Annotated in this window: 22 protein-coding genes and 1 tRNA gene; 10 read left to right on the forward strand and 13 right to left on the reverse strand. The window is 46.4% G+C overall.

The window, feature by feature from the left end; translation table 11 throughout:
* Nucleotides 1-2: 2 nt before the first annotated feature.
* Nucleotides 3-875 (reverse strand): mechanosensitive ion channel family protein, encoded by an 873-nt coding sequence (locus E2I14_RS05790; RefSeq protein WP_133326360.1) that lies wholly within the window; start codon nt 873-875, stop codon nt 3-5.
* A gap of 258 nt (nt 876-1,133) precedes the next feature.
* Between E2I14_RS05790 and E2I14_RS05795 the strand changes: the two genes are divergently transcribed.
* Nucleotides 1,134-1,208: transfer RNA gene (locus tag E2I14_RS05795), tRNA-Arg, on the forward strand.
* A 177-nt stretch (nt 1,209-1,385) separates the two neighbouring features.
* A complete protein-coding gene (locus E2I14_RS05800) occupies nt 1,386-3,290 on the forward strand; it encodes an ATP-binding cassette domain-containing protein (protein WP_133326362.1) in 1,905 nt (634 codons plus the stop codon).
* Between the two features lie 9 nt (nt 3,291-3,299).
* On the opposite strand, the gene E2I14_RS05805 is transcribed toward E2I14_RS05800, so the two are convergent.
* Both E2I14_RS05805 and E2I14_RS19880 read right to left on the reverse strand, forming a co-directional pair.
* Complete coding sequence (locus tag E2I14_RS05805; protein ID WP_133326364.1) at nt 3,300-4,058, reverse strand: substrate-binding periplasmic protein; 759 nt, start codon at nt 4,056-4,058, stop codon at nt 3,300-3,302.
* 209 nt (nt 4,059-4,267) lie between these two features.
* A complete protein-coding gene (locus tag E2I14_RS19880) occupies nt 4,268-6,241 on the reverse strand; it encodes a methyl-accepting chemotaxis protein (protein ID WP_133326366.1) in 1,974 nt (657 codons plus the stop codon).
* Between the two features lie 144 nt (nt 6,242-6,385).
* Here E2I14_RS19880 and E2I14_RS05815 point away from each other — a divergent pair, with 144 nt between their 5' ends.
* Together E2I14_RS05815 and E2I14_RS05820 are read left to right on the forward strand one after the other, a co-directional pair.
* Complete coding sequence (locus E2I14_RS05815) at nt 6,386-6,883, forward strand: GNAT family N-acetyltransferase (protein WP_133326368.1); 498 nt, start codon at nt 6,386-6,388, stop codon at nt 6,881-6,883.
* A 236-nt stretch (nt 6,884-7,119) separates the two neighbouring features.
* A complete protein-coding gene (locus E2I14_RS05820) occupies nt 7,120-8,517 on the forward strand; it encodes an amino acid permease (protein WP_133326370.1) in 1,398 nt (465 codons plus the stop codon).
* A 29-nt stretch (nt 8,518-8,546) separates the two neighbouring features.
* Here E2I14_RS05820 and E2I14_RS05825 read toward each other — a convergent pair whose 3' ends face one another.
* Both E2I14_RS05825 and murJ read right to left on the reverse strand, forming a co-directional pair.
* Entirely contained in the window at nt 8,547-9,179 is a 633-nt protein-coding gene (locus tag E2I14_RS05825; RefSeq protein WP_133326373.1) for a LysE family translocator, read from the reverse strand.
* A gap of 29 nt (nt 9,180-9,208) precedes the next feature.
* Nucleotides 9,209-10,759 carry a murein biosynthesis integral membrane protein MurJ gene (gene murJ, locus E2I14_RS05830; RefSeq protein WP_133326375.1) on the reverse strand — a complete coding sequence of 517 codons (1,551 nt, stop codon included), beginning with the start codon at nt 10,757-10,759 and terminating at the stop codon, nt 9,209-9,211.
* Nucleotides 10,760-10,942: 183 nt separating this feature from the next.
* On the opposite strand from murJ, the gene rpsT reads away from it, so the two are divergent.
* On the forward strand, nt 10,943-11,206 hold the full coding sequence (rpsT, locus tag E2I14_RS05835; protein ID WP_133326377.1) for a 30S ribosomal protein S20: 264 nt from the start codon (nt 10,943-10,945) through the stop codon (nt 11,204-11,206).
* A gap of 234 nt (nt 11,207-11,440) precedes the next feature.
* Here rpsT and E2I14_RS05840 read toward each other — a convergent pair whose 3' ends face one another.
* Complete coding sequence (locus E2I14_RS05840; protein ID WP_133326379.1) at nt 11,441-11,986, reverse strand: pseudouridine synthase; 546 nt, start codon at nt 11,984-11,986, stop codon at nt 11,441-11,443.
* 212 nt (nt 11,987-12,198) lie between these two features.
* Here E2I14_RS05840 and icd point away from each other — a divergent pair, with 212 nt between their 5' ends.
* Nucleotides 12,199-13,452, forward strand: a complete 1,254-nt coding sequence (gene icd / locus E2I14_RS05845) for an NADP-dependent isocitrate dehydrogenase (RefSeq protein WP_133326381.1) — start codon at nt 12,199-12,201, stop codon at nt 13,450-13,452.
* Between the two features lie 127 nt (nt 13,453-13,579).
* Here the strand turns inward: icd and cspE are convergent, their stop codons facing one another.
* A complete protein-coding gene (gene cspE, locus E2I14_RS05850) occupies nt 13,580-13,783 on the reverse strand; it encodes a transcription antiterminator/RNA stability regulator CspE (RefSeq protein WP_009665919.1) in 204 nt (67 codons plus the stop codon).
* 420 nt (nt 13,784-14,203) lie between these two features.
* On the opposite strand from cspE, the gene clpS reads away from it, so the two are divergent.
* Nucleotides 14,204-14,512: an ATP-dependent Clp protease adapter ClpS gene (gene clpS / locus E2I14_RS05855; protein ID WP_133326383.1), complete on the forward strand. Its 309-nt coding sequence runs from the start codon at nt 14,204-14,206 to the stop codon at nt 14,510-14,512.
* Nucleotides 14,509-16,806, forward strand: a complete 2,298-nt coding sequence (gene clpA, locus E2I14_RS05860; RefSeq protein WP_133326385.1) for an ATP-dependent Clp protease ATP-binding subunit ClpA — start codon at nt 14,509-14,511, stop codon at nt 16,804-16,806. Before clpS ends, clpA begins: the two co-directional genes overlap by 4 nt.
* Nucleotides 16,807-16,968: 162 nt before the next feature.
* On the opposite strand, the gene E2I14_RS05865 is transcribed toward clpA, so the two are convergent.
* The 3 genes from E2I14_RS05865 to E2I14_RS05875 are packed head-to-tail and all read right to left on the reverse strand — an operon-like array spanning nt 16,969 to nt 20,190.
* On the reverse strand, nt 16,969-18,549 hold the full coding sequence (locus E2I14_RS05865) for a methyl-accepting chemotaxis protein (protein ID WP_133326387.1): 1,581 nt from the start codon (nt 18,547-18,549) through the stop codon (nt 16,969-16,971).
* Nucleotides 18,550-18,583: 34 nt separating this feature from the next.
* On the reverse strand, nt 18,584-19,015 hold the full coding sequence (locus E2I14_RS05870) for a phosphate ABC transporter substrate-binding protein (RefSeq protein WP_133326389.1): 432 nt from the start codon (nt 19,013-19,015) through the stop codon (nt 18,584-18,586).
* 8 nt (nt 19,016-19,023) lie between these two features.
* Entirely contained in the window at nt 19,024-20,190 is a 1,167-nt protein-coding gene (locus E2I14_RS05875) for a porin family protein (protein ID WP_133326391.1), read from the reverse strand.
* Between the two features lie 621 nt (nt 20,191-20,811).
* Here E2I14_RS05875 and E2I14_RS05880 point away from each other — a divergent pair.
* The gene (locus tag E2I14_RS05880; RefSeq protein WP_133326393.1) at nt 20,812-21,318 is read left to right on the forward strand and encodes a DNA-deoxyinosine glycosylase; all 507 of its coding nucleotides are present in this window, start codon (nt 20,812-20,814) and stop codon (nt 21,316-21,318) included.
* Between the two features lie 155 nt (nt 21,319-21,473).
* Nucleotides 21,474-21,725, forward strand: coding sequence for a hypothetical protein (locus tag E2I14_RS05885; protein ID WP_133326395.1), 252 nt, complete (start codon nt 21,474-21,476; stop codon nt 21,723-21,725).
* 89 nt (nt 21,726-21,814) lie between these two features.
* Here the strand turns inward: E2I14_RS05885 and dut are convergent, their stop codons facing one another.
* From dut to lspA, 3 genes are read right to left on the reverse strand one after another with little or no spacing between them, the layout of a single operon-like run.
* Nucleotides 21,815-22,264 (reverse strand): dUTP diphosphatase, encoded by a 450-nt coding sequence (gene dut, locus E2I14_RS05890; RefSeq protein ID WP_133326397.1) that lies wholly within the window; start codon nt 22,262-22,264, stop codon nt 21,815-21,817.
* Between the two features lie 22 nt (nt 22,265-22,286).
* Nucleotides 22,287-23,495 carry a bifunctional phosphopantothenoylcysteine decarboxylase/phosphopantothenate--cysteine ligase CoaBC gene (gene coaBC, locus E2I14_RS05895; protein ID WP_133326399.1) on the reverse strand — a complete coding sequence of 403 codons (1,209 nt, stop codon included), beginning with the start codon at nt 23,493-23,495 and terminating at the stop codon, nt 22,287-22,289.
* 37 nt (nt 23,496-23,532) lie between these two features.
* The gene (gene lspA, locus E2I14_RS05900; protein ID WP_133326401.1) at nt 23,533-24,045 is read right to left on the reverse strand and encodes a signal peptidase II; all 513 of its coding nucleotides are present in this window, start codon (nt 24,043-24,045) and stop codon (nt 23,533-23,535) included.
* Nucleotides 24,046-24,069 lie beyond the last annotated feature (24 nt).

Consider the following 24,069-nt stretch of genomic DNA (forward strand, 5'->3'; position numbering starts at 1 on the left):
GTTTAGGTGCTGGATTTATTGTTGACCGATCGCACGCTACTTGTTTGCGGCATTTTTCGTAAGAACTCGCGCAAGATGCGTTGCTCGATCTGGGCAGATTTTCCGAAAGGACAGGGCATCTGTAACAGCAGGCTAACATGGTCAACATCATTGAGTAGCAGTCGCACATGCGCATGTTGTAGCGGAGCTTCTAAGGCATAAATATGCGTCACTTTATGGGCATTGCGCGCCAATTTATCGGCATATTCGCTAATAATTTGATTGCCCGATTCAAGCAATATTTGCTCGGCCAATTCCCAATTGTCATCGCGTTGCAATTGAATATGAACGGTTTGCGTCACAAAATTACCCAAGCGGCTTTCATTGAATACCGGCTGGCTAAAGAACATCGAGTTTGGAATCGTAATAGCACGCCCCACGTTGCCTTTCTCGACGCAGGCTTGATTTGACTCCACCAAGCTAGTTGAAAATAAATTCATATCAATGATTTGTCCCTTAATCCCATCAATTTCAATCCAATCACCGATGCGACACAAATCGTTGGTGGTGCGATACACCGAGCCAAGAACGCATAGCAACATCTCACGAGTAGCCAAAACAAACGCCGCCGCGACCGCCACCAAGGACACCGCGAAACTCTCGATTTCGTGGCCCCAAATCATGGTGATACCGAGCGCAAAAATCAACAGCGCCACATTACGCACGCTACCCAACCAACGGCGCTTGGTTTCTGGCTCCAAGGAATTACGTTGCAAAATCGCTTTTCGCACCATGGTGCGCAATAGGATTAGCGTGAAAACAAACAGCAAAGTGATAATGATGTCACGCAATAAGGCGCGATCAATTTCGCTTAAAAAACGATGAATTTCTGACATACGACTTCCCTTTTGATAAAACCCATGCCATTTCCTAATTAGGCGTTTTAAACAATGAAGTTAAAAATGGCGGCAACAATGCTTGCTATTATAGTAAATAGTTGTTCCAAAACGATGACGGCCCGCTGTGTTTTTGTGAAGGAGTGTTACCGCAAAACGAATCAATTAGTGCCTTTTCGTTAGCAACTTAAGCATGTAGAATGGCGCTCTCCGAAGTAAGCGCTGAAATGAACCAGATTTGGCCTTGCTTTGTCGTGTGTGACCATAGATCAACGGATAGATCAAGTTCCTCCTAAGAATTAGATACAGGTTCGATTCCTGTTGGTCACACCAATCCTCCCATCGCTTAAGTCACATGTTAATGCGCCACCAAAGCCTTATTAAAATCTTAATTCGGCAGGTAATTTCCGCGATAAATACCGAATTGAAGCAATCGACGAGCTAACTTATCGGTACAATGCTGCCTTTATACTTGGATGGGGCGTGCCTTTTGGGCCGTCAATGAATGTTATGGCAGTTATTTCTCTCTCAAACGCGCAACTCGCTTTTGGTCACGTCGCACTTCTCGATCACACAGAATTCTCTATTGAAACCGGCGAACGCGTCGGTTTGATTGGCCGCAACGGCACCGGTAAGTCTTCCTTATTGAAGGTGATCGCTGGCACATCCAAATTGGATGATGGCTTATTGGTGATGCAGCAAAATTTGCGCATCGCCTATGTCGAGCAAGAGCCGCTATTTGACCCGACCCAGAATGTATATGATGCGGTTGCTGCCGGCTTGGGCGAGTTGCCCGCTTTGCTCAAAGAATACGAAGACATCAGCGGCCAATTTGGTGGCGATAATGACGACGCGCTGATGGAGCGTATGCACGACATTCAATTGAAGCTCGATGCGGCCGACGCGTGGGGTTTATCGAGCAAAGTCGAGGCGACACTTGATCGCCTAAATTTGCAAAAAGATGCCTTGATCGGCAGCCTGTCAGGCGGTATGAAAAAGCGCGTGGCATTAGCCGTCGCCTTAGTCAGCGCACCGGACGTTTTACTGCTCGATGAGCCAACTAACCATTTGGATTATTCCTCGATTTTGTGGTTAGAAGGATTGCTGCGCGACTTTAAAGGTAGCGTCCTGCTGATTACCCATGATCGTAGTTTCTTGGACAATGTGTGCACCCGTATTATTGAGTTGGATCGCGGTCGTATTTTATCTTTCCCAGGTAACTTCACCACTTACCAAACACGTAAAGCCGAATTGCTAGAAAACGAATTGGTTGAGAATGCCAAGTTTGATAAATTTCTAGCGCAGGAAGAAGTTTGGATACGCAAAGGCGTGCAAGCGCGTCGTACCCGCGATGAAGGCCGTGTGCGCCGCTTGGAAGATTTGCGGCGCCAACGCACGGCGCGTCGTGATCAACAAGGCCAAGTGAAATTGGATGTGTCTGCGGGCGAGCGTTCTGGCAAGATCGTGGCTGAGTTAGAAAATGTCTGCAAGAGCTACGGCAGCAAAGTCATCGTGGATAACTTTAGCGCTACGATTTTGCGCGGCGATAAAGTTGGTTTGATCGGCGCAAACGGCGCGGGTAAAACGACGTTGCTAAAAATGATTTTGGGCGAAGAACAAGCCGATTCTGGCACGATCAAACAAGGCAGCAAATTACAAGTCGCGTACTTTGACCAAATGCGCGCGCAGCTCAATGAAGATGCTAGCTTGGCTGAGACGATTGCACCGGGTTCGGATTGGGTGGAAATCAATGGCCAGAAAAAGCATGTCATGACCTATCTCAACGATTTCCTATTCGCTGCTGAACGCGCTAGATCGCCAGTCAAATCACTCTCCGGTGGTGAGCGAAATCGCTTGCTGTTGGCGCGTTTATTTGCTAAGCCAGCCAACGCCTTGGTGCTCGATGAACCGACCAACGATCTCGATATCGACACCTTGGAATTACTGGAAGAATTATTAGAAAACTATACCGGCACGGTATTTTTAGTCAGCCATGATCGCGCCTTCTTAGATAACGTGGTCACCCAGGTGATTGTGTCCGAAGGCCAAGGTCAGTGGAATGAATATATCGGCGGGTTTAGCGATTGGGAACGGTACGCCAACAGCGTAAAAGAAAGCGCGAAATCGGCATCAAAGACAGCGGCTAAAGTGGCGGTGAAGCTAGAAGTTAAAAGCGAACCCAAAGCCAAAAAGCTGAGCTACAAAGAGCAGCGCGAGTTGGAAGAATTACCCAAGCTAATCGCTAAATTAGAAGCCGAACAACAAACTATTACTGAGCGTCTGCAAGACAATAATCTGTACAAAACGCAACCAGAAGAAGTCAATAAGCTCAATCTGCGTTACGCCGAAATCGATGATTTATTGTTGACCAGCTTAGAACAATGGGAAGCGATTGAAGCGCGCAGCAAAGAGTAGGGCGCGCTATTAAAAGGCGGGAACTCCAGCGTCTTGAAATTCCTGATCGGGAAAATACTTTTTGAAAATCGCCTTCAGAGTTCCGTCTTTTTTTATGGACTCCAAAGCGTTGTTCCAACTGCTGACCACTTTTGGGTTGGTGTCTTTTGAGGCGGCGATATAGACCGGCGATTTGAGGAAAACATAGAGCAGCTTGACGTCTTGCATGCTGTAACCGGTGCGTTTGGTTTCATCCTTAATTCCAAAAGCCGAGCTAGCAATTACGGCGGTTCGTCCTGCCATCAATTTTTTAAAGTTCGATAAATTATTGTCGGCTCGATCTAAGTTGGTGAAGCCTTCCTTGGTCAAAAACTGATCGCGGATATCATTTCGGTAGACGCCAATCGACGCCACTTTTTTGGCATCATCCAGATTGTTTATCGTAATGGTTGAATCGGCTTTTGCGTAAAAGCCGTAAGAGCTTTCAGAAATCGGGCCTATCCATTGGTAGCGATTATTGCGTTCTTTGGTGCGCGCCAATGAAAACAGAATGGTATTGGCTTGAGTATCCAGATACTTTATTCCGCGTGTGAGCGGGACTAATTCGATTCGATCGGTGTTGCCAACGCGTTTTTGAAGCTCCGACAAAATATCAAAATCTAAGCCGGCAAACTTGCCATCCACGTTTTTGGTTTGCGCGTTATCTTCGGTGTAAATACTAAGCGACTGCGCCATACAGGTCGATGCGAACATCAGACAGAGTGCGGCGACAAATAATAACTTTTTCATAGGGCGTGCCGTTGTGCTGGGCTGTACTAAAATGCCTCAGGAAGGGCGGCATGGTTTGTTTTACCAGCCGCTATTCTATCTTATGTAGAAAAGTAGTAACGAGCTGCTTGATCTAACGCTTTTCATTTTTAGTCATCTCAAAACTAGGTTCGAACCCGGATGGCCGAGTTTGGTTGAGGATTGACGATCAATCGCGCGCAGCTCGCTGACTATGACAGTTTAAATACGCTCACCGCTTTCATGAGCTGGTTCGCTTGCTCGTGCATGCTTTCGGTCGTGGCGGCCGCTTCTTCAACCAAGGCGGCATTTTGCTGCGTCATATCATCCATGGCCGTGACGGCGTGATTAACCTGCTCAATGCCATCGCGTTGCTCTTGGCTAGCCCGATTAATCTCCGACATGATTTCCGTGACCTGATTGATGGATTCTAAAATTTCACTCATGGTCATGCCGGTTTGCTCGGCTAAGAAGTTGCCGGATTCGACTTTCGTGACGGAGTCGTTAATTAATGCCGAAATTTCTTTGGCAGCACTGGCCGAGCGTTGCGCTAAATTACGCACCTCGGTGGCCACGACGGCGAATCCACGTCCTTGTTCACCAGCCCGCGCCGCTTCGACCGCAGCATTTAGCGCCAAGATGTTGGTCTGGAATGCGATTCCATCGATCACGCTAATAATGTCAACAATCTTCTTGGAGCTATCTTTAATCGATGACATGGTTTCAATCACTTGATCCATCGCTTGCCCACCTTTGCTGGCAATTACGGAAGCAGATGCGACTAAGCTATCGGCTTGTTTGGCGCTGTCGGAATTCTGTTTGACAGTGGTGGTAAGCTGATTCATTGATGCGGCAGTTTGTTCCAGTGAGCTGGCTTGCGATTCAGTGCGCTCGGAGAGATTCAAGTTACCTTGCGAAATTTCTTCGGATGATCCCACAATCAATTCGGTGCTCTCGCGCACTTGATTGACCATTTCAGTTAATCCTTGACCGATGCCGTTGATCGATGTCATGAGTTGACCGATTTCATCAGCTCGATCAACTACGAGCGTGGTACGTAGATCGCCATTGGCAAGATTGCGTGCTGCTTGAATTACGCTTTGAAGTGGAGCGCTCACATGGGTGCGCATCATCTGGTACAAAATCGTTCCAAGCACCGCAATTAAGATCAAGCTGGCTAGTTGATAAATCCGTGTTTGCCTACTTGATTCTTTGGTGTATTCATCGGCATAAATTCCCCCAACAACAATCCAATTCCAATTTTTCATGGGATAAAAAGCCACTAATTTTTCTCGCGCTTGGGTTTCGCCTAATTCTTGGTTAATCCAAGGGTAGCGCAGTGTTCCTTCTTTTTTCTGAATAATATCTTTGATGAATTCATGTCCATCGTTATCCTTTGAGTCGATAACATTGCTGCCTTCTTTGGAGGGATGGATGAGTAAATTACCTTGGGTTTTACCCTCGGTCGCGTCTAGCGCGTAGAAATAACCAGATTCTCCGAGCTTCATGTCGCGAATCTTGGCTTTGATTGGGGCAAATGCCTCATTAAAATTGAGACCAGTAAAAAAGATCCCGATGACTTTGCCCGAGCCATCTTTGATCGGATCGTATTGCGTCATGTACTTGATGTGAAATAGCTCAGCAAAGCCGAGGTAGCTTTTGCCATCCATAATTTGCTGATAGGCGGGATTGGTATGGTCAAGTTTAGTGCCGACTGCACGTTCACCATTTTCTTTTTTTAGTGATGTGCTAATTCGAATAAAGTCGTCGCCGCTTCGGACAAAAATGGTTGCCACTACGCCTGATTGGGTAGAGATTTTGTCAATTAGCGCAAAATTACCGTTGATATCTTGATTATTCGATAACAGTGCTGGCGTGCTTAAGCCGTTAATGTCTATTGCGCGACTGGCATCAAGCGCGAGGCCAGCCGCGAAGTTATCTTTAACCATGGCGGCAGAATCAGCCAGCCGTTTGCGTAAGTTGGTATCCACGATATCGAGCATATCGACCACCATTTTCGTTTTGCTGGTAGTGTCTGATATCGATTGGCGTTCCGCTTGTTGTTTGATGTTGTAGTCAATGAGGGCAGTGAATGCGATCAAAATCGCGCCAATAATGGTCACTAAAATTAGGGTTAGTCGACTGCCAATTGTCCATTCGTTAAAATGGCGTAAATGTTTGAACATAGATTCTCCGAGCGATTTGAGTTTTACGAGAGTTGCGATGCATTGTTGTTAAAATTTAATTTAGCAGATTAAAAAAATATTTCATCCTTTATTCGACCTATCCCACGTTAATTAAATAGCTCTAATTTGTTAATCAAAAATAGTATGCAAATTCGTCCCGCCAATGTTAAAGATGCGTCCGCTATCAGTGACCTAATTAAACGTCTTTCGCCCTTTTTTATCGCCCATCCTGACGGTGCCGGAACAGAGCCGTTCTTTGCCAAGATGAGTGCTGAAAAAACAGCACAACTTATTTCGTCGTCTAACTGTTCGTATTGGGTGGCTGAGGTGGATGGTCAATTTGTAGGCGTGGTTGCTATGCGCGATCACACGCACTTGTTCCATTTATTTGTTGATGAGCGCTTTCATCGAATGGGCATTGCGACCCAATTGTGGAATGTGGCGAAAGCCTATGCGCAGAAGGCCGGCAATGAGCAAGGATTTACGGTGAATTCGTCGCCTTATGCGCTGCAGCTTTACGAGCGATTGGGCTTTAAAGCGGTGGGAGAGCGAAGCGAGAAAGATGGCATTCTGTTTATACCAATGTATTTGTCGTTGCCAGCACAGGAAGTCAGCCAGCGCGATGAGCCCGCGGGTGATTAATCGGTTCTGCTTGCCGCTTCGTGAAAATCATTGAACTTACGGCTTTTTCTCGCTACCATCCTTGCGGTTCACCTAAGTCCCACATCATTACAATTAATGGGCTTGGCGGAATTGAACCACAAACCCCACTAGCTAGTTTGCTAGAGTAAGAATGTTTAATAACGCGTACCAAATGACCCCGTGCCTAGCGTGGGCATTTTTGAATTCAACTCTGCATTCATCTTAGAAAGCATTTAATGAATACACCGAATGACGCCACACAGCAGCATTTTGGCGAGATTGCCCAGCGTGAAAAAGGTTTAAAACATGCCTTAAGCAGTGGGCAAATGGGCATGATCGCGCTGGGCGGCGCGATTGGCACCGGTTTGTTTTTAGGCAGCGGCTTTGCGATTGGTTTCGCTGGTCCGAGCGTGATGATTAGTTTTGCCATCGGCGCGTTGATCACCGTGTTGCTCATCGGTTGCTTGGCGGAGATGACGGTCGCTCAGCCGACTTCAGGTTCCTTCGGTACTTATGCTGATTACTACATCAATCCGTGGGCTGGCTTTTTAGTCCGTTACGGTTACTGGACTTCCTACGTATTAGCGGTGGGGATGGAAGCGACTGCGGTTGCCATCTACATGAAGTATTGGTTTCCTGACTCTCAATCGTGGGTTTGGATTACTATTTTTTCGATTGCGTTAATCACGATTAATACCGTGAGCGTTAAAGTTTTTGGTGTTATTGAATATTGGTTTTCAATGATCAAAGTAATCGCCATCGTCATTTTTATTTTGTTGGGTTCCTACATGATCTATGGCGCACCGAATGATGCGTCGAGCACGATAGGTTTTAAAAATTACGTGGAATACGGCGGCTTTTTTCCTAAAGGAATTTGGGGCACATGGATAGCCGTGATCGTCGCGCTGTTTAGTTATTTTGGGATTGAAGTCATCGCGATTGCGGCCGGCGAAGCGCAAAAGCCCGAGGTCGCGGTGGTGCGCGCGTTTAAAACATCCATTGTTCGCTTGGTGGTTTTTTACTTGTTGACCTTGGGATTAATGCTGGCAATTATGCCTTGGACCGAAGCGGGGCACGGCAAGAGTCCTTTTGTACAAGCCATGGAAGCGATACACATTCCTGGTGCGGCAAGCCTGATTAATTTTGTCGTGTTGGTCGCGGCCTTATCGGCCATGAATGGCCAGTTGTACGCGACATCGCGCATGATGTTTAGTCTGTCGCGCGCCAATCAAGCGCCGAAAGTTTTTGGTCGATTAAATCGCCATCAAATACCGATGAATGCGTTGCTTTTGTCTTGTTCTGGCGTCGCTGTGGCTGCTGTGTTTAGCGTTTTATTTGGTGAAACATCGATCACACTAATGATGTCGATTGCGATGTTTGGCACCATGTTCGCGTGGGCGATGATCTTTGTTACCCATTTATTTTTCCGTCGTCGCTGGACGCAAGAAGGCAGCCCATTGCTGTTCAAAATGTGGGGCTTTCCGTATTTGACGATCTTGGGAGCGGTGCTGATGTTCTCGGTGATGTTTAGCACTTTGTTGACCAACGAATTTCACTACACCGTGATCTTTGGTGCGCCATTCTTTGTGCTAGTAAGCGCGATGTACTTTGCTTTTTATCGGGCAAAAAAGTAGTTCGGGATGATAAAAGTTTTCCGCTACTTTTAACGCGCTAAAACTAAACGTAATCCTAAAGCGATGAAAATGCTGCCAGCAATTCTGTCTAGCCATAATCCCGCTTTAGGGCGCTTGTTGAGCCACTGTCCCACTGCGCCCGAAAAATAACCCAGCAAGCCGAACAGCACTACCGCCTGTGCCGTAAAAGTAATCCCAAGTTGCGCGGTTTGCAGTCCAATATGCCCGTTTTGTTGGATAACAAATTGCGGCAGGAACGAGAGAAAAAACAGCACGACTTTTGGATTAATGCTGTTGGCGATTAAGCCCTTGAAAAACAATTTTAGCAAACTGTCTTGCGGATAGTTTTGAGCGCCGATTTGATGTCCTATCCCGCGGCTGCGCAGCGCCTGGCTACCCAAATAAATTAAATATAAACCGCCAGCGATTTTTAAACTGGTGAAGGCAATTGGTGATGCCGAAATCAGCGCGCTAATACCCAACGCCGCCAAGATCGTGTGCGACAAACAGCCTAAAGCGCAACCCAAACCAAACGCGACACCTTGCTTGCGCCCACGCGAAACACCCATGCTCAACACCATCAAATTATCTGGGCCGGGGGATGCAGTAATTAATAACGCGGCGGTTAAGAATCCAAAAAATTGTTCCGGTGTGAGCAGCATAATGTTTTAGTGGTGGTCGTTTGAGAGGATCAATTTTCAATCCGTTTAAAATCGCGGAACCGGAATCCCATCGCAAAAAGACTGGCGAAGTAGGTCACCATGCAAGCGATGAGAACTCCCGCCAAAGCAAGAATCCGATAAAACTGGTGGGCCTGCATCGTCACCCAGTTGAATTGCGCGCTTAAGTACAATGCGACGCCCGCCATTAAAACCAGCGCAACTGCTTGCTTGGCAAAAAATAACATCCAACCCGGCTTAGGCTGGTAAATTTTATGGCGTCGTAACGCCGCATATAAGAACCCAGCGTTAAAGCATGCGCCGACGCCGACTGCTAAAGCTAATCCAACGTGGGCGAGATAAGGAATGAAAATTTGGTTCATGATTTGGGTCGCTAGCAAAACGCCTAAGGCAATTTTTACTGGCGTTTTAATATTTTGTTTGGCGTAAAAGCCCGGCGCTAAAATTTTTACCACGATCAGTCCGATCAAACCAACGCCATACGCAATCAATGCGTGGCTGGTTTCGATCAATGCGATTTCATCAAATTTGCCGCTATGAAAAAGCACGGCAGTCAGCGGAATAGATAAGGTAGCCAAGCCAACCGCGGCAGGAAGTGCTAATAAGAATGTAAGGCGTAAGCCCCAATCCAGCAGCGAAGAATACTCTTCTTGATTACCCTGTGTATGCGCGCGCGACAAGCTCGGTAACAGAATCGTTCCCAATGCTACGCCAAGCAGGGCGGTAGGGAATTCCATCAAGCGATCGGCGTATCCCAGCCAAGACACACTTCCGGTTGGTAAGTGTGAAGCTAAGTTGGAATTAATTAGAATGCTTAACTGCGCCGCCGATACCGCAAAAATTGCCGGCCCCATATTACGTAGCACACGTTTGACGCCAGGATCATTCAAGGCTTCCATTGGATGAAACGAAATGCGCGGCAGCATCCCAATTTTGATCAGATAAGGGAATTGAATTCCGAGTTGCAAAACACCACCCAAAATCACCGCAACGGCTAAACCATAAATCGGTGGGTTAAAGAAATACACCAAGACAACCGAGCCGAAAATCGACGCTAAATTGAATAACACCGGCGTAAAGGCGGGAATCTTGAATTCCCGCCAAGTATTCAAAATCCCACCTGCCAAAGCGACTAATGAAATTAACGCAATATAGGGAAACATAATGCGCGTCATGACAACGGTGTTGGAATACTTTTCAGGATCTTTGATGAATCCGCTAGCCAACCCATAAACCAGCAATGGCGCGCCAATGACGCCGATAATGCTAGTAATGACCAAGGCCCAGGTCAGGAGCGTACCGACGGCATCGACCAAGGATTTGGTGGCTTGGGGACCTTTTTGGTCGTGGTATTCGCTCAAAATTGGCACAAATGCTTGCGAAAAAGCACCTTCTGCGAACACCCGCCTTAATAAATTTGGTATCCGAAATGCAATATTGTAGGCATCTGAATAAGCCGAAGCGCCAAAGGCGTGGGCAATTAAGATTTCGCGGACCAAACCAGTGATGCGCGACAGCATGGTCATGCCACTAATAGTAGCGAGTGTTTTGAGCAGGTTCATGGAGGCGCATTATAGCGAGAACCACTATTGATTTGTTTGAATGCAACTAGCGAAACGTCTTTTTGCAGGGAAAGTAGCGAGCGTATTGTAAGTTGAAATAAATTCGATTATAATAGCGAGCTGTACAGAATTCACGGCCATCGCAAATTTGTGACGGCACATTGACATAGTTTAGGAAATTTCATGGCAAATACCGCACAAGCGCGCAAACGTGCTCGTCAAGCAGTTAAACAAAACGCTCACAACTCGAGCCAACGTTCCACATTGCGTACTGCAATCAAAGCAGTTCGTAAGGCAATCTTGGCTGGTGATAAAGCAGTGGCAACTTCAATTTTCCAAGCTTCGGTTTCGACAATTGATAGCATTGCGGATAAAAAAATTATCCACAAAAACAAAGCTGCCCGTCACAAGAGCCGTTTGGCTGCTGCTTTAAAAGCACTGGCTTAATATCAGCGGCTACGTGTTAGCCCTTGATTCGAGACTGCTTACTTAAATTGCTTTGAATTCGCTTAGCGCGAATTGACTGCCAGATTAAGTAAAACAAAAAACCACATGAATTTATTTGTGTGGTTTTTTGTCGTTTTTTGCTTTGTTTTTTGCTTTGGGTGTTTTGTGATTTAACTAGTTATGTTTTGGTTAATGCACATTGCAGTAGCCCCAAAATAGCATTGGCAACCACTCCTACGTACTTAATTCGACCCATTCCCCCGGTAAAAGCGGATGACTAGCCAGCGAATAGGGACCGATTGCCGAGCGGATCAAGCGCAATGTCGGCAAGCCAACTGCCGCGGTCATTCGTCGGACTTGACGGTTTTTTCCTTCTTTTAGCGTAATTGCCAACCAGGCCGCCGGAATATCGGCGCGCTCACGAATCGGTGGATTGCGCGGCCACAACCAGTCGGGCGCGTAAATGTGCTTAACTTCGCAAGGTTGGGTCACAAAGTCACCCAAATTGAGTGGTTCGGACAATCTTTGTAACTGATCGGCGCTAGGTTTTCCTTCAACTTGTACTAAATAGGTTTTCGCTTCCTTGTGATCGGGATGGCTAATTTTGTGCTGCAGTTGCCCGTCATCAGTTAGTAGCATTAAGCCTTCACTATCTGCATCAAGCCGCCCTGCGGGATAAATCCCGGGAATCGCGAGGTGATCCGCCAAGGTTGGTCGGGTTTCATGGGCCGAAAATTGGCTCATCACTTGGAATGGTTTGTTAAATAAAATCAGTTTCATAGTTACAGTGTCGCAAATTTATGGCATCTAGTAAAATACTAGTGCATAATGTGAAATTACTGTCTTATGTCTTATATAAGAGCTGGCGAAGATTAACACGGATAAAATACGAAAAACGTGAAATTTGTCTTTCAGTGACTACAATAAGATAGGCTACTATTACGGGCGCTACCTACCCCTAGCGCTATTTTCGCCTCACTTCGGAGATTACAATGTATCAACACATCAAAGTACCTGCCGACGGTCAAAAAATCACCGTCAATGCTGATTATTCAATCAATGTCCCAAACAACCCGATTATTCCTTATATCGAAGGTGACGGAACTGGCGTGGATATTAGCCCAGTGATGATTAAAGTAATCGATGCAGCAGTGGCAAAAGCTTACGGCGGCGCACGCAAAATTAGCTGGATGGAAATCTATGCGGGCGAAAAATCAACTCAAGTATACGGCCCAGATGTATGGTTGCCAGAAGAAACACTGAAAGTGTTGAAAGACTACGTCGTCTCCATTAAAGGCCCACTGACCACACCAGTAGGCGGCGGTATTCGCTCATTGAACGTAGCATTGCGCCAAGAATTAGATCTGTACGTTTGCTTGCGCCCCGTGCGTTATTTTACTGGCGTTCCTTCGCCAGTACGTGAGCCGGAAAAAACTGACATGGTTATTTTCCGTGAAAATTCAGAAGATATTTACGCTGGCGTTGAATTTCAAGAAGGCTCCGACCAAGTTAAGAAATTGATCGCATTCTTGGTCAACGAAATGGGCGTGAAAAAAATCCGCTTCCCAGAAACATCCGGTATCGGTATCAAGCCAGTATCCCGCGAAGGTACAGAGCGTTTAGTCCGTAAAGCAATTCAATACGCGATCGACAACGATAAGCCATCCGTGACTATCGTTCATAAAGGCAACATCATGAAATACACCGAAGGTGGATTCCGTGATTGGGCTTATGCATTAGCGCAAAAAGAATTCGGCGCAGAATTGATCGATGGCGGCCCATGGTGCAAATTCAAGAATCCAAAAACGGGTAAAGAAATTATCGTTAAGGATTCCATCGCTGATGCATTCTTGCAGCAAATCTTGTTGCGCCCAGCTGAATACAGCGTTATCGCTACCTTGAATTTGAACGGCGACTATATTTCTGACGCGCTCGCGGCACAAGTTGGTGGTATCGGTATTGCACCAGGCGCTAACTTATCGGATTCCATCGCAATGTTCGAAGCAACCCACGGCACCGCGCCTAAATATGCTGGTAAAGATTATGTGAACCCAGGTTCTTTGATTTTGTCGGCAGAAATGATGCTGCGCCACATGGGTTGGTTGGAAGCAGCAGATTTGATTATTGAATCAATGAGCAAATCGATCGCCCAGAAGAAAGTAACCTATGACTTCGCACGTTTGATGGAAGGCGCAACACAATTGTCTTGCTCCGGATTCGGCGACGTGATGATTGAAAATATGTAATTAATGCAGTGCTAGAAACATAGCAAATTAAAAAAGGCCGATTCATATCGGCCTTTTTTTATGGACATAAATAATTGACCCATAAAAAAAGCTCCGCAAGCGGAGCTTTTAAGAGCTATCCTTAAAATTAAGGAGCTTGAATATTTGATGCTTGTTTACCCTTAGGACCTTGAGTCACTTCGAATTGTACTTTTTGGCCTTCTTTGAGCGTTTTGAATCCGTTCATTTGGATTGCTGAGAAGTGGGCGAACAAATCTTCACCGCCGTCGTCTGGAGTGATAAAGCCAAAGCCTTTTGAATCATTAAACCATTTAACTGTACCTGTTGCCATAATACATCTTTCAGAAAATATCAAAAAACACGAGCCGCCAGAAATTCAGCAAAATGCTAAATCGACCGAAACTTGCCCTCTCAGTGTTAACGAGAAGCAAATATCTCATTAACAATTTCATTTTTGGGTTAATGAATAAGAATGTCAAGAATTTTCACTGAAGCATTATGTGTAATAGGCAATATTTCATTAAAAATAGTTTTTTTACGGTAATTTGCAGGATTTTTGGTGGGAATTTACAACACTAGCAGTGTGATAAGGTTTTGGTGTTAGGAAAGAAAATTGTGTTGCCCACGGTTTATACCTATTGATCTTGGGCAAATTAGCTCCATCTCTGAGCATCCAAAGCGAACTACAAAAAATTAAATTACACTGCGTAATTAAAGCTTTGAATTTAGATGGAATCTGTTAAATTTACTTATGGCAAATAAGCACGAAAATAGTACAGTGATAGAGCGGCAGGCACAAAAGTTGAAGCCGCCATCTATGTACAAAGTGGTTTTGTTGAATGACGACTACACACCAATGGAATTTGTGGTGGCGGTTATTCAAGAGTACTTTAATAAAGACCGAGAAACGGCGATGCAAATTATGCTTAAAGTTCATCGGGACGGTAAAGGCGTATGCGGGATTTTTCCTAAAGATATTGCTGCTACAAAAGTTGATTTAGTAATGGCATATGCCAGGCAAGCAGGGCATCCCCTGCAATGTGTGATGGAGGAAGTATGATTGCGCAAGAATTAGAAGTAAGTTTGCATATGGCGTTTGTTGAAGCAAGACAGGCCAGATATGAATTCATTACAGTCGAGCATTTATTGCTAGCTCTGCTGGATAATCCTTCTGCTGCCGAAGTTATGCGCGCATGTGCGGTCAATATTGAAGATTTGCGCAAAACGTTAAGCAATTTTGTGAGCGACAATACGCCAACCGTGGCTGGGAATGGCGAAGTAGATACCCAGCCAACATTGGGCTTCCAACGCGTGATTCAGCGCGCAATTATGCATGTCCAATCGGCTTCCAACGGCAAGAAAGAAGTGACAGGCGCGAATGTGCTGGTCGCAATTTTTGGCGAAAAGGACTCACACGCTGTCTATTACTTACATCAGCAAGGCGTAACTCGACTGGACGTAGTCAACTTTATCTCGCACGGCGTGCGTAAAGATCATCCTGCTGACGCACCTAAATCGGTCGAAGGTGCAGAAGAAGCGCATGGCGAAGCACAAGCGAAAGAAAGCGCGTTAGATCAATTCACGCTCAACTTAAATAAAGCCGCTGCCGATGGCAAAATCGATCCATTGGTCGGACGCGATAGCGAAGTCGAACGCGTGGTGCAAATTCTATGCCGTCGTCGCAAAAATAATCCATTATTGGTCGGTGAAGCTGGTGTTGGCAAGACTGCGATTGCCGAAGGCTTAGCGCTGCGTATCACCATGGGCGATGTGCCAGATATTTTGCAAAACGCTGTGGTGTATTCCTTAGATATGGGCGCTCTGCTAGCCGGAACAAAATACCGCGGCGATTTCGAATTGCGCTTGAAGGCGGTATTAAAACAACTGAAAGACGCGCCACACGGTATTTTGTTTATCGATGAAATTCATACTATTATTGGCGCGGGTTCTGCCTCAGGTGGTACGTTAGACGCGTCGAATTTGTTGAAGCCAGCTTTATCCTCTGGTCAATTGAAATGCATAGGTGCTACGACATACACCGAATATCGCGGTGTGTTTGAAAAAGATCATGCATTGTCACGTCGCTTCCAAAAAATCGATGTGGTTGAGCCAACTGTTGAGCAAACTGTGCAGATTTTGCGTGGCCTGAAATCACGTTTTGAAGAACACCATAACGTTAAGTATTCAGCCTCGGCATTAACTTCGGCAGCCGAGTTGTCGGCACGCTTTATTAACGATAGACATTTGCCTGACAAGGCGATCGATGTGATCGACGAAGCCGGTGCCGCGCAACGTGTTTTGCCGAAATCGAAGCAAAAGAAAACGATAGGCAAATTAGAGATCGAAGAAATCATCTCGAAGATTGCGCGTATCCCACCACAAACAGTTAATCAAGACGATCGCAGTAAGCTGCAAACCATTGAACGTGATTTGAAAAACGTCGTGTTCGGTCAAGATGCCGCAATTGATGCTTTGTCGTCAGCGATTAAGATGGCGCGTGCTGGTTTGGGTAAATTGGATAAACCAATTGGTTCGTTCTTATTCTCTGGTCCGACTGGTGTCGGTAAAACAGAAATGGCTAAGCAATTGGCCTTTACCTTGGGCATCGAATTAATTCGTTTTGATATGTCGGAATACATGGAGCGTCATGCAGTAAGCCGTTTGATTGGTGCGCCTCCAGGTTATGTTGGCTTTGATCAAGGTGGATTGTTGACTGAGGCGATCACTAAAAAACCGCACACGGTGTTGTTATTAGATGAGATTGAAAAAGCTCATCCTGATGTGTTCAATATCCTGTTGCAAGTCATGGATCATGGCACGTTGACGGACAATAACGGACGCAAGGCGGACTTTAGAAATGTCATCATTATTATGACGACTAATGCGGGTGCTGAGAGTCTGCAAAAACGTTCGATCGGCTTTACCGATAACAAAGAAGCTGGCGATGAAATGGCCGATATTAAGCGCATGTTCACGCCGGAATTCCGTAATCGTTTGGATGCCATCATTAGTTTTGGCGCGTTGGATGAAGCGATTATCTTGCGCGTGGTCGATAAGTTCTTGATGCAGTTAGAAGAGCAATTGCATGAGAAAAAAGTCGATGCGATCTTCTCTGAAGGCTTACGTAAATTCTTGGGTAAAAAAGGCTTTGATCCATTGATGGGCGCGCGTCCGATGGCGCGTTTGATTCAAGATATGATCCGTAAAGCCTTGGCCGATGAGCTGTTGTTTGGCAAGTTGGTGTCGGGCGGCAAAGTCTTGGTTGATTTGGATGAAAACGACAAAATCAAATTGAGCTTTTCGGAAGGCGATGCAAAATCTTCCGCGGCACAAGAAGTCGTTGAAACGGAATGATGACGTTATTTTGAGCCAGAATTAAAGCATCGATCAGGCAATAAAAAACCGGCGCATTGTACGATGCGCCGGTTTTTTTATGCGTTGGCTTAAACTATTTACGCGACCGATCAAGTGGTTTGATTCTGTTCTTGATCAGTGTCCAAGTAGAAAAACGATAGGCTATTCGTTCTCTAATTGCAGCATGGGCTTGCTCGAAAATCCGCCGCGCGAGTTGGAACTCACCGTGTTGGATAACTTAAATACCGCTAAGGATTCGGTGAGACGTTCTGCCTCGGTATTCATTGACGCGGCAGCCGCAGCGGCTTCTTCTACCATCGCGGAGTTTTGCTGCGTCATTTCATCCATGTGTTCAATCGCTTTTCCGATTTCTTGGATGCCGGTATTTTGATCTTGGCTAGCGGCTGAAATTTCTTTCATGATGTCGCTGACGCGTTTAACCGAGTCAACGATTTCACCCATGGTTTGTCCGGCTTGGTCGACCAATTGCGAGCCTTGGGTTACTTTGTCAACCGAATCACTAATCAGAGTTTTAATTTCTTTCGCCGCAGCGGCACTGCGTTGCGCTAGATTTCGCACCTCGGACGCAACCACCGCAAAGCCGCGTCCTTGCTCGCCAGCGCGCGCTGCTTCAACTGCTGCATTCAAGGCCAAAATATTGGTTTGGAATGCGATGCCATCGATGACGGTGATAATGTCGACGATTTTTTTCGAGGAACCATTAATCTCTGACATCGTGCCGATAACTTGATTAACTACCGCGCCGCCTTTTACCGCCACGTCGGTTGCGATATCGACCAGATGATTAGCTTGTTTCGCGTTTTCGGCATTCTGACGGACGGTGTCACTTAATGAGGCCATCGAGCTTGATGTTTCTTGCAAACTGTTGGCTTGCGATTCGGTTCGTGACGACAAGTCGCTGTTGCCGGAAGCGATTTCTGAGCTAGCGACTTTGATCGTTTCGGCGGACACTTTGATGCCAGAAACCATGACCTCCAGTTTCTCACGCATTTCTTTTAACGCGACCAATAAGCTGCTGTTGTCGTTGGCGTCGGTCTCGATTGACATCGATAAGTCGCCGCCCGCAACTGCTGCGGCAATGTCACGGGTGTATTCGGGTTCACCGCCGAGTTGCTGCCAGATGCCGCGTACCACCACAAACGAAACGCCACCCAAAGTTAAGATCACAATTGCCGCAACAATAATGGTCGTATACAACACATTATTAACGCTGTTACCGCTGCGCTGCACGCCAGCTTTAAACTGTTTTTTTGCGTTCTCTTGGACTTTTGTGAGATCTGTTTGTAACGTATTTAAGGTGGTTTGCATTTGCCCGATTAACGGCATCGGGTCACCTTGATCGAGTTCCATCATCACACGTGCAACGCTTAAAGCGGGGGAATAATAGCCTTCAAATTCCTTGGTTAAGCGCTCGGAAATCTCCAACTCGCCAGGAATTTTCCCCATCGTTTTGATATTGTCGCGAATATTTTTGGCCGATTGCTCGATGGCTTCTAATCGCTTTTTGTCACCTTCGCTCACTGCTTCTTGTAACGCTTTAACTAAACCATTGACGTCGGTAATTAACGATTTGGTTTGATCCAGCATTGGATAGTCAATGCTCTCAGTAGTACTAATCGACGATATCGCTATCGTCGAAAAATACACACTGACAGCCAGACCGATACCAAAGATAACAGTAGCGGTCGCCGGTAATGCCCAGATGCGGCGTTTGATACTCATTTCTCGTCCTTTCGACGCAAAAGCAGACTTCAATTTATTCGATCGTGTACAGCACTTTCACAGAGCCGTCGACCGCGCTCTTTTCAATATAGCCTATATCCGATAAATTAGAAGAGACTTGTTTCTTGACGTCTGCTGAATTAGACACCTCCTTGGGAGGTGTTCCTTTTCCTGAAAAAGTTAAGCGTGACCAGGTCGATTTGATCTGGGACGCCGACTTATCCGTGATTTTGCTGTAGAACTGTTTGCGCACATCTGCACCATCCGGCTGATCTAATAAACCTACACTTGCGCCGTTAGGTAATACAAACGAACTACCGACATAAAGCGACGCGACTTGGTCTTTGGTCAGCGTTGGAATGGTACTTTTGGCACCTGCAACAACGACTTGCGCGGAGCATGTCTGGATCAAAAGAGCATTAACTCCAACGAGAAATACACGTTTTAAAGTAATGGAATTCATCATGTTTTCACTTAAAAAATACGATCGTAACTAACCCGTACAACATTTACGTTTCCGCTGGTGTTCGAAGTCGTATCGAGATGATGATCAACTTGGGTCTTGATATCGCTATTTGAGTCGATGTCATAGCGCAGCGTGAGGGAAGTACGTTTGAATTTCGAAGGCGTTGTTGGGAACAGAGTTGGGTTATCTGCGCTTTCTGAGTAGGTCGCGTAATTGATAAAAGGCGTCCATTTCTCTAAGCGCAGACCAGCGCCAATAGTTGCTGCTGGCGCTTTATAGCTGTACACAGTTGGACCGTAATCACGAGTGAGTTGTGTTAATTCTGACAGAACAAACCAGCTATCAAAATCCAGATTGACCGCAACTCCGTAGGCTTTGAGCTTGGACGATATGTCGAGGCTCAGCGCGGGATTAGTTGTGGTGGTGTTGGATTGCAGATAGACGGCACGCACAGTAAGCGGGCCACGGTTTAATTCTACGTCCGCGCCGATAATTTCGGACCAACTGATGTCAGTGTGACCGGCGTACAGAATCTTGTAGTATCCCGATTCAGCAATTTTTTCTTGGCCACCAAACACGCTGGCAGTGACGTTGTTGTCACCAAAACTATTGGTATAGCGCAGACTTGCACCGTTGTAATTGGTCGCATCCCAGCCATACAACTCTGGCGGTGGACTTACCCAAGGATAGGCAAAGCCAACGTCTTGGAAAGGTGAATAGTAATACAGCGGAATACGCTGACGACCGGCGTGTACTTCCCAATGGTCATCTAACTTGTAGTTGAAATACGCCCAGCTCACGTTAGGTGTCGTGTCTTCGCCGCGAATAACTACTTGGCCAACGAAATTCAATTTCGGGCTAAAGTTATATTGCACTTGCACGCCAGCATGTGATTCTGGTTTGAGTGAAAAATTGTCACGATATACGCCGCCATTAGCCCAATCGGCAATGTAGCAAGGACAAGTCACCCCATTGATTTGACTTGGGCCAAAGTAATTGCCTGGCAGGCTGCCATTAAACACTTGTCCGCCAATGACCGATAAAAATCCGGTTACGTGAAAGTTGGACGGTGTCTCTGCTGGTGCCGAAGCAGTCGGGGCTGCTGGAGCTTCATCGGCTAGATTTGGATCAGCGTGCACTAACGATGTGCTGGCCAACGCCGAGATAAGTAACATCAGGTGACTCAATCGTGGTAGTGGTGTTTTAGTAAGGCTCATCATCATTTTTGTCCAGTAAAAAGCGGCACACTTGAATGGAAAAGTACTTAAACGAAAACGCCTATTTAAGTGTTAAGTGGCACAGGTTGTTCTATAAAAAGCAATTAACAAACGAAGTAAATAATGTAAATAACTCAACAAAATCAAGTCAAAACAGCAAGTTCTTAAAATTCATTATAGTTAACGGTGAGAAAATGCAAATTAAAAACGCACAATTTTTTCAAATTTGCGATTTAATTTTGTTTTAATGTCGATACGCCAATAATCGATGAAATGGCTGAATAGCCGTTTGACGGAGCGCTTAAAAAGAATTATTTGGATTGAGCGCAATGCGGGATGAGGAGAAAAATACCGCCAAGTTTGTCCGATCCGGCGGTGTAGCTTCAATCACTAGCAAGTTACAGTTTTCACGTCGTGATAGGGAGCCAACAAACTCGTCCAGTGAATTGGGTCAATCGACAAAAGCGGGCATCGGCGATTGCCAGCGCCATGTTGTCAGTTTTAATAATGTTCGAGAAGCGCCCCAATTTGACCTAAGCTTGCGCGGTTTTTACAACTCACCTTTTCAACTCCTTAGTCATGTTTAAAAAGCAAAGCTTTGCCCCGGTCGTCAATCACAACACCAAATTATTGGTCTTGGGTAGTTTGCCCGGCGAAAAATCGTTGGCGCAAAATCAGTACTATGGCAACAGCCAAAATCGTTTTTGGTTGTTAATGTCCGAAGTACTTGGAGTGGAATTAGTCGCACTGACTTATCCGATGCGTTTGCAGACTCTGCTGAATAACGGAGTTGGACTGTGGGATGTTGTGGCTCAAGCGCATCGCGAGGGCAGTTTGGATAGCAATATTCGCGACCAAACCAATAACGATTTAATTAGCCTGATCACTACGCTGCCACAACTCACCACTATTGCTTTTAATGGCGGCACGGCAGCGCGCATTGGGATGAAAGTCTTGGGCCAATACGCCGAGCGCTATCGCGTTATTCAACTTCCTTCTAGCAGCCCAGCCTATACGCTGACGTATGATAAAAAATTAGCCGCTTGGTGTGTCTTGCGGGATCAACTTAATACCACTTCCAGATAAAAGTTCACTCTATCGCTCACGCATATTCGGCGACATTTTTTGATTCGAGTAGAACATTTCTTCATCCTCGTTATCTATGCAGCGCTAAAGAATCCGCCTTGTTGTTCGCAGAAGAGAGACGTTGTGTTGATGGTTGACGAGAAAGGGAGAATGCAGTGAATTCGTTTTTATTTAATGTTTTGACGGTGCTGGTTCCGGCCGTGGTGATACCGCACATCATCAACAATTATCGGCGCTCGCCATACTATCGGTGGTCGTTTCCATTGGTGATCATTTATTTCTCATTCGTGATGTTTTTTGTTCCGCATGGGGGGCATATATTTCACCCTGTTTGGGATGGAACCATTGTCGGGATTTTGTATGCCGTGGTGATGGGTTTGGTGATTCGCTACAAATCATCGGTATGAGAATTTGTGAACTGACGTATTCTTGGGTGGGTACTCGATCGGCATGCGCTGTGAGATCAACCGATCGAGGTAGAGAAGACGTGATTGACTTAGTGTTTTCCGGTGCTACCAAAACCGCCTTCACCGCGCGCACTGTCACCAAATTCTTCGACGACTTCAAAACCAACTTGCACGACCGGTACGATGATTAATTGTGCCAAGCGCTCCATCGGCTGTAGGGTAAATTCTTTGTTGCCACGGTTCCAGGTCGAGACCATTAATTGGCCTTGGTAATCGGAATCGATCAAGCCAACCAAATTACCCAAGACGATGCCGTTTTTATGTCCCATGCCACTGCGCGGCAAAATCATGGCGGCGTAATTTGGATCGGCTAGATGAATTGCTAAACCAGTTGGAATTAACACGGTTTGTCCAGCTTGAATAGTGATTGGCTCATCAATGCAAGCCCGCAAATCTAAACCCGCGCTGCCCGGTGTGGCGTAAGCAGGGAGTTGATCTTTCATGCGTGGGTCGAGGATTTTGACGGCGATGTTTTTCATGTTCTTTGGCTAAAAATAGTGATTAAAGGCGGGCTGCGATTTCGGTAATGAGCTGGCGCGCTAAGCTGGTTTTATCTGACGGTGCTAGGGCGGTGTGGCCTTGGGCGTCGAATAACAACAACTCGTTTTGATCTTGTCCTAGCGTGTTTTGCGCGATGTTACCAACCAACAGTGGAACGTTTTTCTTAAGGCGCTTTTGTGCGCCGTATTCGATCAAATTTTCGGATTCAGCGGCAAAGCCCACGCAGAATGGAGCATGTTTTGAGGCAGCCACTTCGGCCAAAATATCGGGATTTTGGGCGAAGCTCAGTTGCGGTAAATCACCCGCATGATTCTTTTTTAGCTTTTGATCGCTGGCGTTACTTACATGCCAATCAGCTACCGCCGCCACCGCTATAAAAATATCCTGATTAGTGAGATGAGCGAACACCGCATCGTGCATTTGCTGCGCTGTTTGTACTTGATAGCGTTGACAGCCGTAAGGCGTATCGAGCGCGGTTGGGCCAGAAATTAGTTCAACCGTTGCGCCCGCTTCAAAGGCCGCTTGCGCAATGGCGTAACCCATTTTGCCAGACGATAAATTGGTAATGCCGCGCACTGGGTCGATCGGTTCAAATGTAGGGCCAGCGGTGATTAATACACGCTTGCCTTGCAACGTTTTGGGCGTAAAGGCTGCGAGTAATTCCGAGATCAGTTGTTCTGGTTCGAGCATGCGACCCATGCCCACTTCGCCACAGGCTTGTTCGCCCGGAGCAGGGCCGAAAATGCCTAAACCATCCTCGCGCAATGTCGCCACATTACGCTGTGTCGCGGGCTTTTGCCACATCTCGACATTCATGGCGGGCGCGATAAATAAAGGAACCGAAGCAGGGCGTGCGACGCACAAGGTTGATAACAAATCGTCGCAAAAACCTTGGGCCAACTTGGCGATGAAATTGGTGGAGCAGGGCGCAATTAATATCGCATCGGCAGCGCGACTGAGTTCAATGTGCGCCATGTTGTTGTGTATCCGCGCATCCCATTGATCGGTGTAGACCGTGTTGCCCGACAGTGCTTGCATGGTCACCGGTGTGATGAATTGCGTGGCCGAGTTCGTCATGACCACTTGCACTGTCGCGCCGTGTTTGATCAAGCTGCGACACAGTTCGGCCGACTTGTAACACGCTACGCCGCCCGTTAAACCGAGCAAGATATGTTTGCCTTGGAGTGGATTAACGGTGGAATTGGCCATGATGTATTGTCCGTGTATGAATGACAGAGGGTGACGACTACGACTTATTTTTAACCCGACGTAATTCGTCGAGAATAAATAAAGCCGCGCCCAGGCAAATCGCACTATCGGCTAAATTGAAGGCTGGGAAGTGGCTGGTGCCGTAGAAAAAATCCAAGAAATCGACCACATGTCCGTACATCACGCGGTCAATCACGTTGCCAATCGCGCCACCCAAAATCAAGGACAAGGCCCAGCAAAACATGCGCTGGCTGCTGTGATTTTTGATCAGGTAAATAATGTACAAGGCCGCGCCGATGCCGATAACGGTAAATAAATGCCGCTGCCAGCCCGATTCGTGCGCTAAAAAGCTAAACGCGGCACCGGGGTTATAGGCTAGTACAAGATTGAAAAAACTGGTGATTGGCATTGATTCACCGGTGACGAATAATTTGGTGATCGTGATTTTAGATAGTTGATCCAACAAAATCACAATCGCCGCAATGCCCAGCCAAGGTGTGAGTGAGCCGCCGCTTTTATTGCTAATCATTGGTTTTTTCTTTGTAGCCATGTGTGTGCAAGAAGATACTTTGTC

Source organism: Sapientia aquatica (assembly GCF_004358105.1).
Classification (GTDB): domain Bacteria; phylum Pseudomonadota; class Gammaproteobacteria; order Burkholderiales; family Burkholderiaceae_D; genus Solimicrobium; species Solimicrobium aquaticum.

What these genes read in the sequence shown, in the direction of transcription:
- E2I14_RS05790 (WP_133326360.1), bottom strand. Translation starts at nt 875, where the DNA reads ATGTCAGAAATTCATCGTTTTTTAAGCGAAATTGATCGCGCCTTATTG.
- E2I14_RS05800 (WP_133326362.1), top strand. Translation starts at nt 1,386, where the DNA reads ATGGCAGTTATTTCTCTCTCAAACGCGCAACTCGCTTTTGGTCACGTC.
- E2I14_RS05805 (WP_133326364.1), bottom strand. Translation starts at nt 4,058, where the DNA reads ATGAAAAAGTTATTATTTGTCGCCGCACTCTGTCTGATGTTCGCATCG.
- E2I14_RS19880 (WP_133326366.1), bottom strand. Translation starts at nt 6,241, where the DNA reads ATGTTCAAACATTTACGCCATTTTAACGAATGGACAATTGGCAGTCGA.
- E2I14_RS05815 (WP_133326368.1), top strand. Translation starts at nt 6,386, where the DNA reads ATGCAAATTCGTCCCGCCAATGTTAAAGATGCGTCCGCTATCAGTGAC.
- E2I14_RS05820 (WP_133326370.1), top strand. Translation starts at nt 7,120, where the DNA reads ATGAATACACCGAATGACGCCACACAGCAGCATTTTGGCGAGATTGCC.
- E2I14_RS05825 (WP_133326373.1), bottom strand. Translation starts at nt 9,179, where the DNA reads ATGCTGCTCACACCGGAACAATTTTTTGGATTCTTAACCGCCGCGTTA.
- murJ (WP_133326375.1), bottom strand. Translation starts at nt 10,759, where the DNA reads ATGAACCTGCTCAAAACACTCGCTACTATTAGTGGCATGACCATGCTG.
- rpsT (WP_133326377.1), top strand. Translation starts at nt 10,943, where the DNA reads ATGGCAAATACCGCACAAGCGCGCAAACGTGCTCGTCAAGCAGTTAAA.
- E2I14_RS05840 (WP_133326379.1), bottom strand. Translation starts at nt 11,986, where the DNA reads ATGAAACTGATTTTATTTAACAAACCATTCCAAGTGATGAGCCAATTT.
- icd (WP_133326381.1), top strand. Translation starts at nt 12,199, where the DNA reads ATGTATCAACACATCAAAGTACCTGCCGACGGTCAAAAAATCACCGTC.
- cspE (WP_009665919.1), bottom strand. Translation starts at nt 13,783, where the DNA reads ATGGCAACAGGTACAGTTAAATGGTTTAATGATTCAAAAGGCTTTGGC.
- clpS (WP_133326383.1), top strand. Translation starts at nt 14,204, where the DNA reads ATGGCAAATAAGCACGAAAATAGTACAGTGATAGAGCGGCAGGCACAA.
- clpA (WP_133326385.1), top strand. Translation starts at nt 14,509, where the DNA reads ATGATTGCGCAAGAATTAGAAGTAAGTTTGCATATGGCGTTTGTTGAA.
- E2I14_RS05865 (WP_133326387.1), bottom strand. Translation starts at nt 18,549, where the DNA reads ATGAGTATCAAACGCCGCATCTGGGCATTACCGGCGACCGCTACTGTT.
- E2I14_RS05870 (WP_133326389.1), bottom strand. Translation starts at nt 19,015, where the DNA reads ATGATGAATTCCATTACTTTAAAACGTGTATTTCTCGTTGGAGTTAAT.
- E2I14_RS05875 (WP_133326391.1), bottom strand. Translation starts at nt 20,190, where the DNA reads ATGTTACTTATCTCGGCGTTGGCCAGCACATCGTTAGTGCACGCTGAT.
- E2I14_RS05880 (WP_133326393.1), top strand. Translation starts at nt 20,812, where the DNA reads ATGTTTAAAAAGCAAAGCTTTGCCCCGGTCGTCAATCACAACACCAAA.
- dut (WP_133326397.1), bottom strand. Translation starts at nt 22,264, where the DNA reads ATGAAAAACATCGCCGTCAAAATCCTCGACCCACGCATGAAAGATCAA.
- coaBC (WP_133326399.1), bottom strand. Translation starts at nt 23,495, where the DNA reads ATGGCCAATTCCACCGTTAATCCACTCCAAGGCAAACATATCTTGCTC.
- lspA (WP_133326401.1), bottom strand. Translation starts at nt 24,045, where the DNA reads ATGGCTACAAAGAAAAAACCAATGATTAGCAATAAAAGCGGCGGCTCA.